Source organism: Lentilactobacillus hilgardii DSM 20176 = ATCC 8290 (assembly GCF_000159315.1).
Lineage (GTDB): Bacteria > Bacillota > Bacilli > Lactobacillales > Lactobacillaceae > Lentilactobacillus > Lentilactobacillus hilgardii.
On sequence record NZ_GG669992.1, the window covers coordinates 22661 to 38057 of the forward strand.

A 15397-nucleotide genomic window follows, 5' to 3' on the forward strand; every position below is an offset into this window, starting at 1 on the left:
TCCGAAATTCTTCCATTTCAATGTTCAATCGAATATAATATATATGTGAAATAAATCACGTATTTTATAGGAGGCTTTTCTTATGACACAAGTATTTGCAAGTCCCAGCACCTATATCCAAGGTCCAGGAGAATTATTTAACAGTGCCCAATATATCAAAAAATATGGTCAAAAAGTGCTGCTGCTTTCAGACCCAACCGTTTTAAAAATTGTTGGTAACCAATTCATTGACTATTTAAAGAAAAATGATTTTGATGTCAACCTCGCAACATTTGAAGGCGAAGCATCCGAATCCGAAATTAACCGGGTAACTGAGATCGGCAAACAAAGCCAAGACCAAATCATTATCGGTTTGGGTGGTGGTAAAACCGCCGATTCTGCAAAAGCCATTGCGGACAACCTCAATATCGCCGCAATGATTGCTCCTACAATTGCGTCAACCGATGCACCTTGTTCACGACTTTCGGTTATTTATACTGACGATGGTCAATTTGATCACTATCGATTCTATAAAAAGAATCCGGAAATTGTTTTACTAGACACCAAGATCATCGCCGGTGCGCCGGTTCACTTACTGATTTCAGGAATTGCGGATGCTTTGGCAACCAACGTTGAAGCAATTGATGTTCGCAGAGCCAACGCCGACAATATGTTGGGTGCAAAGCAGACAATTGTTGCCGGTTCGATTGGTCAGGCCTGTGAAGATAATTTATTTGAGTATGCCGAATTGGCTGTTGCCGCAAACCGGGCTCATGTTGCAACCGAAGCGCTAAACCACATTGTTGAAGCCAACACCCTTTTAAGCGGTCTTGGCTTTGAAAGTGGCGGATTAGCTGCTGCCCACGCCATTCATAACGGTTTTACCGCGCTATCAGGGGAAATTCATCACCTGACACATGGTGAAAAGGTTGCATATGGCACTTTGGTTGAATTAATCTTGAACGGCAGTGATCAAAAACGTTTCGAAAAGTTCTTGAAATTCGATTTAAAGCTTGGCCTGCCAACAACTCTTGCCCGACTCCATTTGGCCGATGCCTCTGATGAAGACTTAATGAAAGTCGCTACTCAGGCATGTGATGAAAATGACACCATGAAATATATGCCAACTGATATCACACCGGAAGATGTTTTTGCCGCTATCAAAGCAGTTGACGAATATAGTCGTGATTTCCAAGGCAGATCAGTTATGGAACTAGACTAATCCTGCTTTAAAACAACTAAAAAACGACTTGGTCAGTGAGGCTTCTCTCTAAAAGTGCCTCAATACCCGTTTTTTATGTTGATCGATCATCCGTCGATCCAGACAACAGATCATTACATTTTTTTATGGTTAACTTCATCAACCGCATGCATCCCTAAATAGACAATCGCTAAAACAGCTGCCACACCAATGACAATAATAATCCACCAATTCACGCTGTACATTGGCGGTGTTGAAATAAGAGCGGCAGAAAGGTTAACTGCCAATATCACAACACATAGCCAGAAAATATAGGATTTATAAAAGTTCTTATTAAATCTCATTTTCTCACCCTCTTAGAAACGCAAAACAAAAGATTTTCCTCCACCTAAATCATATCATCTTGAGAGATATTCTGTTAGTAATTGACGTTTTATTTGAAAAAATCATATTTATAATCGCTTTAGGGTAGACAATGACCATCATTTAAAAGACAACTATATTAAGGATTAACGAATTAAAATTAAAATATTTTCATTTTTTTATTTACTTTTCATTTTTAATCTGGTAAGATTCTATCAACCTAAAAAAAACGAGGAATAAACTTATGAAAACCAATTCTACTTTCAATTTAGCCATTATTGCCGTCCGTGTCGTCATTATTTAATCTGCGGGCGCAATTTTGCATGCCCGCAAGAAGCGGGCAGAGTTGGTTTTTAAGCCAAGAACTGTCAATTCGGTTCTTGGCCTTTTTTTATCCTTAAAGGAGCTGATAGATCCAATTAATTGAACAATCATAAAATATTGACAAAAAACGCTATTGACAACGTTGCTTGATATTAATCATCCAGGCCTGCTTGGTTGAGACTACCCAATATCTAGTAGCCCACAAATGAAAGAGAGTTGACCTCAAATGGAAAATACCACACCAACATATGATTCAGCCGTTAAATCCGAAACCTTGCAACGAGACCCGGTGAAAACCGTTATTTTGGCCTCAATGATTGGTACCGCTATTGAATTCTTCGATTTTTATGCTTATGGCACTGCCTCAGCTACATACTTTCCCAACGTTTTCTTCCCATCACTAACGCCGACAATTGCAATGATTTTAAGCCTTCTAACATTTGGTGTTGCCTTCGTTGCCCGGCCGCTGGGTTCCCTGCTTTTCGGCCATTTTGGGGATAAATTAGGTCGTAAACGGGCATTGGTTGTTTCATTACTGCTCATGGGTGTTTCAACCGTCATCATCGGCCTATTACCCGGTTACAAAACACTCGGAATTTCTGCCATTCTATTACTCTGTCTAGCAAGATTTATCCAAGGAATCGGCCTTGGCGGCGAATGGTCCGGTGCCGTTTTGGTTGCTACAGAAAATGCTCCAAAAGGAAAACGAGCGCTTTATGGTGCCTTTCCTGAATTAGGTGCACCAATCGGCTTCTTCCTCAGTAATGGACTCTTCTTCCTACTTGAATCATTCCTGACACCGGCTCAAATGAACACCTTTGGCTGGCGGATCCCGTTCCTGGCCTCAGCTGTTCTTGTTATTGTCGGTCTCTGGGTACGTCGGAAAATGCAGGAAACCCCACTATTCCGTCTGGCACAACAGCAAAATAACGTTCAAAAGGCCCCACTAGTTGAGGTTTTCCGCAAAAACTGGCGCCAAGTTATCCAGGGAACCCTGACAATGGGTGTTGCTTATACATTTTTCTTCCTGCTTTCAACTTGGTCATTAAGTTATGCCACAACCTCGCTTGGATTTAACAATAAAGAATGGCTGTTGCTTCTCATGGCTGCTATTATCGTTTTTGCACTTATGATCGTTTATTCATCAGTACTGGCCGATAAATTTGGCCGTAAGAAGGTCCTCATTACAGGAACGATTTCAATTATTACCTTTGCTTTTGTCTTCCCGTTCTTCTTCCAAGGACAACATAACTTGCTTGGGAGCCTGTTCTTCCTCTTCGTTGGTTTCTTCAAGATGGGGATTGTGTATGGGCCAATCGGTGCGCTGCTTCCCGAACTTTTCCCAACCAGTACCCGCTATTCCGGAGCCGGAATTGCTTATAATATGTCCGCAATTGTCGGTGCCGCTTTTGCACCAACCATTGCGTCATTCCTAGTTGACGAATGGGGCATTCATGCCGTTGGAATCTACTTGGCAGTGATGGCAACCATTTCACTGATTGCACTGATCACCACAAAAGAAACAAAATCGGTTGATTACACTAAATAACCTTGATAGTCAACGAGGTCGGACTTTGATGTCCAACCTTTTTTTATTGCTTCTATATATGTATATTACTATGTAGGCAATAGCGACAGATCATTTTCAGAAACCTTGGACAATAAAAAGGAACGCCCCTTCATCCTCTAGATGACGGCACGCTCTTTTGAAATGGTATCCTTCTGAAAGGTATTAGACCAATCATTGACCAATGTTAGCTGGTCGGGTATTGTGTTTCGTTAAATATCTCTGTTGTAAGGAAGCAAACTACGCGGATCTAGGCTCGATGACCTAGCGCCTTATTTATATTTCTGCATTTATCCCTCGTTTGCCAAACAGGTGATTAGTCCATTCACCTTTCACCATTATTATATGCTAATTCATCAGGTACTTACAAATAATTTGTCTTATATTCAAAGAACCATTTTTGCTTTTCAACTTTAAAGAATTGGCGATAGCAGTCGACTAAACGTTTGCTTGAATTTAAGCCATAGTGGTTGTTTGTCAAACATCTCCGGTGTCTGCAATTCACTGACAGAAATGTCATTTAAATAAATATCACGCATTTGAGTGGCGAATTTCTCATCATAAATAAAAGAATTAATTTCAAAGTTTAGTTTAAAACTCCGATAATCCAAATTAGCAGAACCCACCGAAGCAATTTCGTCGTCAATCACCATCGTTTTGGCATGCATAAAACCGTTCCCATAATAATAAATCTTAACACCCTGTTCGGCTAATTGTCGGGCGTAATATTGCGTGGCCCGGTAAACAAACGGGTGATCCGGCATACTTGGAATCATTATGCGCACATCAACTCCCGACATTGCCGCAATTCGCAGGGCATCTAAAACACTATCATCAGGGATTAAATACGGTGATTGAATCCAACAATATTTAGTTGCCATTGTAATTAATTTAATATAACCCATCTTGATCTGTTGCAAATCCGAATCCGGCCCGCTTGAGACAATCTGCATATTCACATTACCCTTAGTCGTGGTGACCGGAAAATATTTAGCTTGAACCTCGTCTTCATCAATCTGTCCACGTGGACTGGTCGCATTCCAATCCAAAATGAACCGAGCTTGAAGGCCAAACACGCCCGATCCGATGATTCGAATATGGGTATCACGCCAATTGCCAAACTTTTTCTTACGGCCCAAATATTGATCCCCAATGTTAAAGCCGCCTGTGTATCCAATGATGCCATCAATCACAACAATCTTTCTATGGTCACGAAAGTTAATACGGAAGTCCAATAAAACTGATCGGGTATTCAAGAACGGATAAGCATGGCCGCCGGCTTCTGTCAGTGGTTTAAAAAACCGTCGGGTAGTTCCCATCGAACCCCAGGAATCATAAATCACCCGAACTTCAATACCCTGCTTGGCCTTTTGAATGAGCAAATCCCTGATTTCATTACCGATTTTATCGTTGTAAAACGTGTAAAATTCGATATGAATACTTTTCTTTGCACTTTCAATATCTTCAATGATACGATGAAACAGCTCATTACCATTTGTAAAAATGTGGACTTTGTTTTGCCGAGCCAGGAAAGCAGAATCCGTCGTCATAAACATGTCAACCGCGTTTCGATTTCGGCGGACAACATCATCTGCAGGTGTCTTATCATCGTGTCCCAGCTGGCTTCTCTGTTCGTTTAGCCGCTCATCCAGTTGCATCTGAACGTGCTTATGTAATTTAAATAACCGATTTTTAGGTAACTTTCGACCCAAGAAAGCATACGCAATAAAACCAACCAGTGGTAGGAAAACCAATACCAGCAGCCATGCCCATATTGCCGCAATATCCCGTTTTTCTCTAAAAACCGTTAAGACGGCAAAAATCGCGTTAATAACGACAATTGCATTAAAAATAGAAGATGCATCAATAGTCATATTTTCCTCCTGATGCAGAAATTAGTTTAGTATTAGAATAAAACAGAAATAGATTTTAAACAAATCTCCCACTTTAATTCTGCTTAATCAGAATACTCACATTAGTTAGTATACTAGAAAGAAGCTAAATGTTATGAATATTTTTAATTTTTTTCCAGCAGCCCTTCACGGATTTCACTCGGTTCGCTTCATCCACTTTATTTTTAACGAACAGCCGATGATTGGCATTGCATTGATTGTTGCGTTGGTACTGTATATGATTTATAAGATAATGAATCGCTAAAAGACAAAGGGGCAGCTCAATTGATTCTTGAGTTGCCCTTTGTCTTTTATTCATCAACTATTAACGAAGTTGATGACATAGTGCCCTGTTCCAGCTAAGGTCATATGCTTTTTTAGTGTACAACTAATTTTAACTACTTCTCTATAGATGCTTGATTTTCTTCAAGAATCCGTCTTGTTAAGAGCCAAAATAGAATTGATTGAACCGCAGTATACTGCATAAGTGTCGCGTTAGTCGCTACTTCCAAATTAATACTGGTTATATGTGTTGTTTCTAGCTGTTTTTGAGATGCCTGTTCATTAAACATCTTGACAAAGTTATCGTATCCTTCTGCAGGCGAGGCGTCTACCAAAAGCCAGCTCAATCCTTGCCTTATTTCAGATAGCGAAAACACATTTTTAAGCAGCCCCACAATAATAGCCCCTGCCAACTGCTTTCGTTGATATTTTTTCTTTATCGGTGCGTCAATAATGCTTGCTTTAAAATAATTATGCATCATTGTTTTCGTAATTCTTTCTTCAGTTATCGGTTCAAGAAAGGCATTAGTAATGTCCAATAATTGATCCAAATGCAGATTGAAGCTCGGCAATTCACGCCACAACGGTAATTTTTGAAACCCTTTTTCATTGTGAGACAATTTTTGCCATTCCTCCTTACGAAAAAATGTTAGTTAGTTTGGACTGCAATCCCAATCAGTCCCGGCCCTGTGTGTACACCTAACGCTGGAGAAACATCACCAGTATAAATTTGATGGTTTGGAAAATTATTTCTAAGCTCGTTTAGTACCTGAGCTAAAATCTTCTTGTCGTTACCTTGAGCAACGGCAATTCGAAAATGATCGCTTGTATGAGCAGCTCCAACTGCCAAATTTAATAGTTTAGAAATTGCTTTCTTTTCGGAACGTGCTTTGGCTATTGGATAATATATGCCATCCGAATTGCATGATATCACCGGCTTAATATTTAAAACCGACCCTACCATTCCAGCCACTTTTCCAATTCTACCACCAATTTTAAGATATTTTAAAGTGGAAATATAAAAATAAACATGACTTTTCAGCACCGACCGCTGAACACGTTCAATAATCTCTGGATAATCATAATTAGCGTTAATCAAATCTTCAGCATATGCCGCAATTAATCCACTACCAATTCCGATGCTCTTAGAATCAATAACCGTTACTTTCATCCCATCCGTATCATCGGACGCCTGTTTGAACCCTTGATTTGTCACTGATAAACCACTAGAAATTGTAATCGCGATTATTTTTCTATAACCTCGATGTCTCAATTTTTCAATATGTTGCGACACCATCCCAAGGGTTGCACTGGCAGTCTTAGGAATATTGCCTTCTTCAATCAATTGATAAACTTCTTGGGGCTGAATGGTTACGCGATCCAGATACTCTTGACCGTTCGCAACAACTACTAAGGGCACAACCTCAACATTCGCCTGATCCTTTATTTCAGTGGGAACATCTGATGCAGAATCAACTAGTAATCCAATTTTTTCTACCATTTTTCCTCCATGTAGTTTTTAATACAGTTCGCGTAGTATTATAAACTATATAAAATAGTTGTCAATGCTATATGGATGGTATGCTAAGGGGAGGTTCCGCTTGTACGAACAATTTTTTAGCAGAGCCTTTCTAAATTTTATTCCACTGGTATTGTGAAATGTCATCAATAAGATTTAACCATTTCATCATTAATCCCTCTTCGTATCACCATCAATATTCCATATAAATATTCAATCTTTGTGAAAAATTGCTTGCATAATATGTCGAAGCGACCTATTATAGATAAGTCGCTTCGACATATTAGGAGGAAAATTTTGTACGAATTATTAATTTTAGGTGTCCTGACGTCACGGGATATGTCCGGTTATAAATTACGGATCATACTGGAAAGCAGTTTGGTCCCCAGGCGGGAGATCTCAAACGGCGTGATGTATCCTCTACTGCGAAAATTAGCCAATAAGGGATTCATTGAATTCATTGAAGACTATCATAATCCCAGAAATAAAAAAATGGCTCATATCACTTCCGCGGGAATTGAACGTTTTCGCCAGCTAATGAACGACACCGTCTCACGTGATGCCAAGCGGGAATCAATTTTTCGCTTTAAGTTTCGCGGCATGGCCGGTGTCGATTCAACGACGCAGAACCAAATTTTAGATGACTTCGAGGCTGCTGAACACAGTGATCTTAAGGTCTATCAGGAAGTCCTTCATCATTTACACGCCAAACTCGACGATCCAACCGCCAATCATCCCTATATCATTTGGGCGATTCGTTCCTTGGACCTTAGTCTATCGATTTGCCGAGCAAAGATTAAATGGATTAAAAATTGTCGTCAGAAAATCAATGAAGATAGGAAGCGTTTAAATGGACAAACAAAGTAAATCAAAGCAATGGATCGCACTACTTGCGATGGGTCTCGGTGTCTTCATGGGGCTGTTGGACGTAACGGTTGTCAACGTAGCGCTCCCAACAATGGCACGTGGCTTCAACACAACTTTTACAAATCTCCAATTGGTGTTAAACGCCTATACCCTGGTTTACGCCGTTACTTTAATGATCATGTCAAAATTAGGCGATATGTATGGTCGAAAAAAGGTTTTCTTAGGGTCACTGATCCTGTTCGTGATTGCCTCGGCAATTAACGGAATGGCACCCAGCCTGTTTATCCTGGACATAGGTCGAGGAATTCAAGCAATCGGTGGTGCCGGAATGATGTCACTTTCAATGGCACTGGTTGCGTCCAACTTTGAAGGTAAGCAACGCGGCTTGGCCCTTGGGATCCTTGGTTCAATCATTGGTGTTTCATCAGCGTCCGGTCCTTTAATAGGTGGCTATCTGGTTGAACACTTCGGTTGGCCGGCCATCTTTTACGTCAATGTGCCCTTTGGAATCATTGCGGTCATTCTGACCATCTTCTACGTTGCTGAAACACCGAGTTACGGGAAAAATCATAAAATCGATTTAGTCGGAATGGTCCTTTCCGCAATCGGATTATTCGCAATTATTTATGGATTGATTGTCAAAGAAAGTCATCCCCACTGGTCATGGCTTGATTTTCGGGTAAGTGGTCTCCTCATCGGCGGTGTAATTGTCATGGTTATTTTTGTTTTAGTCGAGTTACGGGTTGAAGATCCCATGATGGATATCAAAATGTTTAAGCGGCCCCATTTTCTCGGTACAATTGCCGTGGCTTTTGCTTTAGGTGCCGGAATTTACGCTTACAACGCATTTTTAACTGCTTTAATGCAAAATTATATCGGTTATTCAGCCGTTCAAACCGGAGTCAGACAACTGACAATCAGTGCCTGGTCACTTATTCTGGGTCCGGTTGCCGGGATTCTCAGTGCGCGATATTCGAAGAAATGGATGATTGTGGTCAGTTTACTGATAGGTGGTCTCGGCTTCTTCTCGATGGCAAAGGCAATCAGCCCCACCGTTAGTTTCGTTGAACTCTGGCCGGGAATGGTCCTGATGGGACTGGCCAACGGGATGGTCAATCCATTGCTAAATACAGCCGGAATGGAAGGCGCTTTGCCAAATGAAATGGGAATGGTTTCCGGATTATTGAATGTCTTTCGTCAATTTGGAACAACTGTTGGCGTTGTTGGTCTGGGACTCATTCAAGATGCCCAATTCGAAAATTATTTAAACGCCAACCTTCACCACATTTCAATGCCGACTCAGGCACTTAATGGTATTAAAGAGGCTTTAATTAATGCCGGTCCATTCTCCGGCCACAGCATTGCCTTTTCATCCCGAATCGAGAAAGCACCATTTGCCCATGCATTACAACAGGTTGTTATCAAAGCCTATGATAATGGCATGGCGGCCGTAGCCATTACGTCAGGGGTCATTGTTATCCTTGGTGCAATCGGTGCCGCATTCCTCATGAGAAATCAAATGGCGACTCAAGATATCAAATTGAAACAACCCAAATAGGAAATCATTCTTTATGGAATTTGGAGTTTAAACCCATTCTAATTTTCACTGATTAAAAAGATCCATCAACCATCACTTCGGCCCAGCAAAAGATAATCGCCTTATTCACTGCTTAGCAGAGCTACTTGCTTGCCCTTGGCTGTGTTTCCGCTTACAATAGCCACGTTATCAACAGTTATGAGGAGGCGGAGATTTATGAAAGCATTTGGGTATGATCATCATGGTGCTCCGGACGTATTTCAAACTTATGACATCCCGACACCATCTCCTGCAGCAGATCAATTGTTAATTCGGACAATCGCAATCGGTCTTAACAACCGTGAAAGAGCAGAACGGGCTGGTGGTTATGGTAATATCGGTTCACCGGTTATTCCGGGACGTGATGTCGTCGGCGAAGTTACCATCGTTGGTGGGCGTGTTTCTGGCTTCTCAAAAGGAGATTTAGTCCTAACCCACACCGAACACGGCTATGCAGAGTTTGTCCTTGCAGACCTGGACGCTACTGTTAAAGTACCGGATGGCATTACACCAACCAGAGCCGCCGGTATGATTACCCCTGGTTTAACAGCTTATAAAGCCGTTAAGTTTTTTGGAAACGTTAAGGCCGGTCAAACCGTCATTGTAAAAGGCGCTTCCGGCGGTGTTGGCTCGATTTCCGTTCAGATTGCAGCTGATCTCGGTGCAAATGTGATCGGAATTGCATCCAGTCACAATGAAGATTTTGTAAAGTCAATTGGAGCCAGTCAATTTGTTGCCTATGATCAAAGCGATCCAGCAACTGTATTAGCTGATCAGGGAGACGTTGTCATTAACAGTGCCATGAATGGTGCCGGAACGGATGACGATATCGCAATGGTTAAACCAAACGGCACTATTGCCAGCGTTGCGCATGAATCACCAACGACAGATAAGCCCTTAAAATTTGTCCACATTCATCCAACAAATGACATGACGGATCGGGAAGCTTTACAAGCCATCGTTGATTTGATGAGGGATGGTAAATTAACCGTCAACATTGGCTATACGCTGCCATTTTCCCGTGACGGATTCGTCAAGGGCCATCAACTATTGGAAGAAAAACATGACGGTCGCGTCATCATTGTAAATGAATAATAGCTTTTCATTTAAAAAGCACCTTATAACGGTTATTCTGAACGAAAAATAACTGAAATTAGGTGTTTTTTTGTCTGTCTTATGACAGTTAACGCTGATTGCTTAAAAGTTGCTATCAAATGATAAAAAAATAATTTTTTGATAATTACCGCTTTTGTGATGCGGGTAACATAGAAAGCTCAATTGACTGCCAGGCTTAATTCGTCATGATAAAATAATAGTGTGGCTATCCCCCTAGCCACATCTCCCCGCGTGCAGTTTGCATGCAATAGTTGCTCCCCGCGTTTTTTATCGTGGGGAGTTTTTAACTCTACAGTGATAGCGTTAATGTTTTCAATATAAACAACACGGCATAAATCAACACCAGCATTTTCCATTTTGAGAAAACAACTTCTTTGAGTGACAACCACCAGTTAACATAAAATGATTGTGTATGATTGTACTGCAGCCGGTACTTATAAGTATCCTTTAGTCTGCCAACCAGTAAGAGAAGTGCCACTTGAAGCACAGCCAGCATAACGCAGTACAATACATAAATGGTAAAAGGAAACCAATCATTCATTTGGATAGGAACCTTCATTATCGTAGCCGCCAACGGCATGACTCCGACCGTTAATTGTCCGGAGCCGATCACTGAAAGAAAGAGTCCGGAAAACAGATAGGTCGGCAATAGACTTAAAATCAAAGTTGGGATAATGAGTTTAATATTCCAGGCAAACCAGGAAAGCAATCCATAAAGTAAATAGGTAACACTAATCTTTTGCTCACCTGGTAACACTTGAACACTCGCCTGATCCAGAAAAACCACAGTGATTTGAATGACGGAAAGTATAAACCATAAAATTATAAATGGATTTCTTCTTGCTTTGGCAAACAACTGTGAAAACATCCCAATCCCCCCTTGTATCAAAAAAGCTTGATAACGCCAACTTGTTAAAAAGACAATCAAATACAGCTTCAACATGAAGCTTTAACAGTCAAAATATTCAGACGATAAATCATCTCGTCTATATAATGTGTTCAGCAAAATTAAAAACAACATACTTTTGAACTTTAAAATCATAGACTTCGTATGAACCGTCAGATGATGGGTAACCATATCGACTCTGAATAGAATAAGCCGGTTTTCTAAAATATTTTTCAGACTTAGAAAAATACTTGGGATGACATTTCAGTGCAGTAATCGGATGCCCATCTATAGTAATCCGTAACCGAACAGATTCTTTGGGAGACAAAGACAGGATCATGATACAAATAACAAGGATAAAGAACACGCCAGCTAAAAACTTTCTCAACAATACATTAACAATCACACAAAGAACGACGAGGTCAAAAACAATGGCGATCCAGTAACGTCCTTTCACTACTCGTACCAGATCAACTCCCATATATACTAGTGCAATGCAAAAGAAGGGTATATAGAATTTAGGAACCAATAAATACAATACAAAAAGGATAACTGCAATTAAGCCTCGATAGACTTCGAACCCGTTTCGTATTTTCTTGATAATTCAAATCACCCGCTTAAATCAATAGTTGAATGGCATCTAACCTTAGATAACTTATTTTATTTGCGATGATTAAGCAGCATCATTTCGTCCATTTCCACGTTGGATTCCACCCCACCCCTTTACTTGGGTAATGGAAATGATTAATTTTTGCAAGGTAATAAGAATTATCGTCATAATACTGAATCACAAATTGTTCCTTCTTTTTCGGAACATAATAACTATAGGTCGCATCTAATGTATCGCGGAAACTGTTGTTGACTATTCTAGTCGTATGAGCTTTTACTACTACCGCCTTCTTTGGACGCTGAACAACGTCATCATAAAATCGATATCCCGTTATATTTGCAAACCAAAGTTTTGAAAAATAGAAACGCACATTATAGTCACTATTATTTTGAATTTTAGTATCATAAACAGCTACACTGCCAAAATATTCATGATATTTTTTTGAAACACGGGTAAGCTTTTTATTAAATCGAAAATAAAAATTAATATGATCATCCTTATTGGATCTTGCAAACACACCATAATTAACGGTAGTTGCCGCAAAAGTTGTTGGAATTTCATATGACACTCCCAACATTAATCCAAAAATCAATAATCCCCTTTGAATCCCCTTCATCAATATCCCCCAAAAAGTGTGATCAGAGATACGACATCCCTGTGAAACATCCTTAATTATGTTGTAATCCAATCGTCCCTATTCGTCAACACGGTTTTGTAATGATAATGCGCATTGACAATTAATATCATATTATGATTTATATCTGTTTTATATCACTCATAGTGAGTTTATGACACTAGGAACCTATGTATACAAAATGGGGAGTGGTGCTATTTTTTCCTTACCAAGAATTACTTTTTAAACAATTACGTTCATGGTTGACCACAAATGTAACACTCAGCTTTATTCAACGACAATGAAGAGAAAACAACATAAATAACTGCGCATCCGGTATCAATTCATATAAGAAACTCCCTAACCTGTTGTTTATCAGAGCACTAAAAAACATCTGCGTAACAGTTAGTCCTATTTACCAAGAAATAGCTGTTATCCAGATGCTTTAACTAATTAAAGCTAACTACTACCGCCATACCGAGGACAAGGCGATACTTTCAAAACGTCTGAAAGTATCGCCTTGTCCTCGTTCACCAGCAGAATAATTTTCTCAACTGTTCTTTAGTCAAAAATTTTACCAACTTCGACGTTAATTTAACAACTATCTATACAATTCCGGTCGTCGATCAGCAAACACCGGCATAAACCCACGAGCATTATCGGTCTCGTTTGTGTCTATCGTAAACGTCTTCAGCTGGGGTTGATCATTTAACGTCAGTAATTCATCTCCCAATGGATTATAAATCCCGGAATGACCACCGAAATCATTATCGGGATCACTGCCAACCCGATTGACGGCTACCACAAAGCTCTGATTTTCAATTGCCCGGGCGGCTAACAAGCGTCGCCATTGAGGCATTCTAACGGTCGGCCATTCGGCTGGTACAAAAATGATTCGACTATCATCCAAACTCAGTGTTCGTAGCCATTCCGGAAAACGAATGTCATAACAAATCACGCTTGTTGCATTAATACCCTTAATTTGAAAATGATCTTCTTCATGTCCGGCAGACAAATATTTGTCTTCACGCATCAAGCCAAATAGATGAACCTTTTGGTAACTGGTTAACTGTTTTCCATCCGGACCAAATATATATGTTGTATTATAATAAGCGCCGTTATGTGCTGTAGCCACAGAGCCACCGTGAACAATCAATTGATATTTTTTTGCAAGTTTTGCCAGTAACGTTTTGGCTCGCTGCCCATCGGGATCCGCGATTTGTGCAAATCTCGTCAAGTCATATCCGGTATTCCACATTTCCGGAAATACCACAATATCAGCATGTTCTTCAGCAGCCTGTTTAACTGCCGGCTCAATTTGAGCAAAGTTCTTGTCCGGTTCCCCAAAGTAAATATCAAGTTGTGCGAACGAAATTGTCAGTTTCATGAAGTGCCTCCTGCCTTTCAAAAAATGCCACATCATTCATTTAGTTCAATCAATAGGTTAACTAACCCAATCATGATCATTATTTAATTCATTATATGCCAAAAATCCGTTTATAACATAAGATCTTTTCGTCACTACAGGCCCTGCCTGTGATATAATCATTTTTGTCACAAAGCAAAAACAGGTAACGAGCTACTAAAAACGGGGGACTATTATGAGCATCAGTATATTATTAGCACTCATTCCACCAATTACATGGGGTGCAACCGGTATCATTGGAACTAAAATGGGTGGATCTGCCGCACAACAAACTTTTGGTGAATCATGCGGCGCATTAATTTTGGCACTTGGTGTCTACTTATTCTTTGTTATACCAAACGGTATCACTGTCGACGGCAAAATCTGGTTAGTCGGACTTTGCTCAGGCCTATTCTGGTCCGTTGGTACCGTCGGTCAATTTTTTGCCTATAAGAAGATGGGTGTATCAGCCGCATTTCCACTTTCTACGGCCGGTCAAATCGTATGTAACGCCTTAATGGCCGCTGCCGTTCTGGGAGAATGGACGACTTTAAACATGTGGTTCTTCGGCATTATCTCAATCGCTCTGGTTACGGTTGGTGCCCTCTTAACAGCCGCACGTTCAAAAGCGGAAAAGAAAACAGCAAAGAAACGCCCAAGCACTTACATGCAGGGACTATTCGCACTTCTTTTATCAACCATCGGCTTCATGCTTTACTTCGTCTTTCCAAACCTGCTCGTAAAAGTCGGCTTCATCAGCGAAAGAATCCATAACGCAAATAATGGTATCAATTACATGACCGCTATTGTCACCCCACAGGCAGTTGGTCAGGTTATTGGATCAGCATTGATTGGCTATTTTATTCTGCATGAAAAGCAATTATTGGGAAAACCAACTTTCAAAAATCTTGTAACCGGAATCAATTGGGGAATCGGAAACTTATTTATGTTTATTTCAGCCGCCAACCCCGCTATTGGCCAAGCAACCGCCACAACACTTTCGCAATTAGGAATCGTGGTCGGCACATTTGGCGGTATTTACATTCTTCATGAACGTAAAACCCCTGATCAAATGGTCAAAATTGTCCTTGGGTCAGTATTAGTCATTATTGGTAGTATTTTAATTACGAATTTAAAGTTACTGAGTTTGTAATCTAAACATATTGTTTAATTCTGTTGATTAGTTAAAAATGGCTC

The 15397-nt window shown here is 40.3% G+C and carries 15 protein-coding genes; 7 read left to right on the forward strand and 8 right to left on the reverse strand.

The window, feature by feature from the left end; all coding sequences use genetic code 11:
- Positions 1–82: 82 nt before the first annotated feature.
- On the forward strand, positions 83–1201 hold the full coding sequence (locus HMPREF0519_RS00105; RefSeq protein WP_003633597.1) for a glycerol dehydrogenase: 1119 nt from the start codon (positions 83–85) through the stop codon (positions 1199–1201).
- Positions 1202–1314: 113 nt separating this feature from the next.
- Here the strand turns inward: HMPREF0519_RS00105 and HMPREF0519_RS00110 are convergent, their stop codons facing one another.
- Positions 1315–1524, reverse strand: a complete 210-nt coding sequence (locus HMPREF0519_RS00110) for a hypothetical protein (RefSeq protein WP_003556239.1) — start codon at positions 1522–1524, stop codon at positions 1315–1317.
- Positions 1525–2093: 569 nt separating this feature from the next.
- Between HMPREF0519_RS00110 and HMPREF0519_RS00115 the strand changes: the two genes are divergently transcribed.
- A complete protein-coding gene (locus HMPREF0519_RS00115; protein ID WP_003633599.1) occupies positions 2094–3416 on the forward strand; it encodes an MFS transporter in 1323 nt (440 codons plus the stop codon).
- A gap of 431 nt (positions 3417–3847) precedes the next feature.
- Here HMPREF0519_RS00115 and cls read toward each other — a convergent pair whose 3' ends face one another.
- Entirely contained in the window at positions 3848–5308 is a 1461-nt protein-coding gene (cls, locus tag HMPREF0519_RS00120; RefSeq protein ID WP_003633601.1) for a cardiolipin synthase, read from the reverse strand.
- 133 nt (positions 5309–5441) lie between these two features.
- Here cls and HMPREF0519_RS13785 point away from each other — a divergent pair, with 133 nt between their 5' ends.
- The gene (locus HMPREF0519_RS13785) at positions 5442–5591 is read left to right on the forward strand and encodes a hypothetical protein (protein ID WP_003550442.1); all 150 of its coding nucleotides are present in this window, start codon (positions 5442–5444) and stop codon (positions 5589–5591) included.
- A gap of 133 nt (positions 5592–5724) precedes the next feature.
- Here HMPREF0519_RS13785 and HMPREF0519_RS00125 read toward each other — a convergent pair whose 3' ends face one another.
- The gene (locus HMPREF0519_RS00125; protein ID WP_003633604.1) at positions 5725–6228 is read right to left on the reverse strand and encodes a DUF1836 domain-containing protein; all 504 of its coding nucleotides are present in this window, start codon (positions 6226–6228) and stop codon (positions 5725–5727) included.
- Between the two features lie 29 nt (positions 6229–6257).
- Positions 6258–7109 carry a DegV family protein gene (locus tag HMPREF0519_RS00130; protein ID WP_003633606.1) on the reverse strand — a complete coding sequence of 284 codons (852 nt, stop codon included), beginning with the start codon at positions 7107–7109 and terminating at the stop codon, positions 6258–6260.
- 315 nt (positions 7110–7424) lie between these two features.
- Here HMPREF0519_RS00130 and HMPREF0519_RS00135 point away from each other — a divergent pair, with 315 nt between their 5' ends.
- The 3 genes from HMPREF0519_RS00135 to HMPREF0519_RS00145 all read left to right on the forward strand — a co-directional run bounded on the left by HMPREF0519_RS00135 (position 7425) and on the right by HMPREF0519_RS00145 (position 10665).
- Positions 7425–7994 carry a PadR family transcriptional regulator gene (locus HMPREF0519_RS00135; protein WP_225429049.1) on the forward strand — a complete coding sequence of 190 codons (570 nt, stop codon included), beginning with the start codon at positions 7425–7427 and terminating at the stop codon, positions 7992–7994.
- Positions 7978–9552 carry an MFS transporter gene (locus tag HMPREF0519_RS00140; protein ID WP_003633610.1) on the forward strand — a complete coding sequence of 525 codons (1575 nt, stop codon included), beginning with the start codon at positions 7978–7980 and terminating at the stop codon, positions 9550–9552. Before HMPREF0519_RS00135 ends, HMPREF0519_RS00140 begins: the two co-directional genes overlap by 17 nt.
- A 195-nt stretch (positions 9553–9747) precedes the next feature.
- The gene (locus HMPREF0519_RS00145; RefSeq protein ID WP_003633611.1) at positions 9748–10665 is read left to right on the forward strand and encodes an NADP-dependent oxidoreductase; all 918 of its coding nucleotides are present in this window, start codon (positions 9748–9750) and stop codon (positions 10663–10665) included.
- A gap of 310 nt (positions 10666–10975) precedes the next feature.
- Here HMPREF0519_RS00145 and HMPREF0519_RS00150 read toward each other — a convergent pair whose 3' ends face one another.
- The 4 genes from HMPREF0519_RS00150 to HMPREF0519_RS00165 form a co-directional block, all read right to left on the reverse strand.
- Positions 10976–11554: a hypothetical protein gene (locus tag HMPREF0519_RS00150; RefSeq protein WP_133281489.1), complete on the reverse strand. Its 579-nt coding sequence runs from the start codon at positions 11552–11554 to the stop codon at positions 10976–10978.
- A gap of 118 nt (positions 11555–11672) precedes the next feature.
- Entirely contained in the window at positions 11673–12053 is a 381-nt protein-coding gene (locus HMPREF0519_RS00155) for a hypothetical protein (protein ID WP_003633617.1), read from the reverse strand.
- Between the two features lie 202 nt (positions 12054–12255).
- The gene (locus HMPREF0519_RS00160) at positions 12256–12798 is read right to left on the reverse strand and encodes a hypothetical protein (RefSeq protein WP_003633619.1); all 543 of its coding nucleotides are present in this window, start codon (positions 12796–12798) and stop codon (positions 12256–12258) included.
- A 598-nt stretch (positions 12799–13396) separates the two neighbouring features.
- The gene (locus HMPREF0519_RS00165; protein WP_035462111.1) at positions 13397–14182 is read right to left on the reverse strand and encodes a carbon-nitrogen family hydrolase; all 786 of its coding nucleotides are present in this window, start codon (positions 14180–14182) and stop codon (positions 13397–13399) included.
- Between the two features lie 214 nt (positions 14183–14396).
- Here HMPREF0519_RS00165 and HMPREF0519_RS00170 point away from each other — a divergent pair, with 214 nt between their 5' ends.
- On the forward strand, positions 14397–15353 hold the full coding sequence (locus tag HMPREF0519_RS00170; RefSeq protein WP_003556272.1) for a GRP family sugar transporter: 957 nt from the start codon (positions 14397–14399) through the stop codon (positions 15351–15353).
- The last annotated feature ends 44 nt before the right edge of the window (positions 15354–15397 follow it).